A 951-nucleotide genomic window follows, 5' to 3' on the forward strand; every position below is an offset into this window, starting at 1 on the left:
ACTCCCGTTGACGTACGACCGTTGAGCGTGGACTGCGAGGAGGACGGTAGATGAGCACGATTGCGTTCGTTGGCTTGGGGATCATGGGTAGTCCGATGGCTGTGCACTTGCAGCGGGCTGGTCATGAGGTGCGTGGTTACAACCGCAGCCCGGAGAAGACCAGGGCGCTGGCTGAGGCTGGTGGCACGGTGGTGGCCTCGGTCGCTGAGGCGGTGGCGGGGGCTGACGTGGTGGCGTTGATGGTCTCTGACACCCCGGATGTGGAGGCGGTGCTCACTGGTGAGGGGCGCGGGGGTGATGGGGTGTTGGGGCATGCCCGTCAGGGGGCGTTGGTCATCGACTTCTCCACCATCCGGCCCGATGTGACGGTGCGGCTTGCCCAGGCGGCGCGGGAGCAGGGGTTGGGTTATCTGGACGCGCCGGTCTCCGGGGGTGAGGCGGGGGCCAAGAACGCGGCGCTGTCGGTCATGGTCGGTGGTAGCGAGGAGGACTTCGCCCGTGGCCGGGAGGTGCTGGAGGTGGTGGGCAGGACCGTGGTCCATGTCGGTCCTACCGGGTCGGGGCAGACGGTCAAGGCGGCCAACCAGCTGATCGTGGCCGGCAACATCGCGCTGCTGGCTGAGGCGATCGTGTTCCTGGAGGGGTACGGCGTGGACACCGCGGCTGCGGTGCGGGTGCTCGGTGGCGGGTTGGCTGGGTCGGCGGTGCTGGAGCAGAAGGCCGACAAGATGCTCCAGCGCAGCTTCGATCCCGGTTTCCGGGTCGACCTGCACCACAAGGACCTGGGCATCCTGACCGCTGCCGCCCGCGAGGCGGGGGTGGTGACCCCGCTGGGCTCGGCGGTCGCCCAGCTGATGGCCGCCGCCCGCGCCGGCGGCCACGGCGACCTGGACCACTCCGCCCTGTTCCACCTCATCGCCAGCCTCTCCGGCCGCGACTAGCGGCAACCCA

At 69.5% G+C, this 951-nt stretch carries 1 protein-coding gene; it reads left to right on the forward strand.

The genetic code is table 11. The features are described from left to right. The first annotated feature begins 50 nt into the window (after window positions 1–50). Window positions 51–941, forward strand: coding sequence for an NAD(P)-dependent oxidoreductase (locus GFJ45_RS16160; protein ID WP_153399135.1), 891 nt, complete (start codon window positions 51–53; stop codon window positions 939–941). Window positions 942–951 lie beyond the last annotated feature (10 nt).

Source organism: Ornithinicoccus halotolerans (assembly GCF_009602535.1).
Lineage (GTDB): Bacteria > Actinomycetota > Actinomycetes > Actinomycetales > Dermatophilaceae > Ornithinicoccus > Ornithinicoccus halotolerans.

Bases quoted from the DNA above. Each gene is read 5' to 3' on its own strand.
- GFJ45_RS16160 (WP_153399135.1), top strand. From the start codon at position 51: ATGAGCACGATTGCGTTCGTTGGCTTGGGGATCATGGGTAGTCCGATG.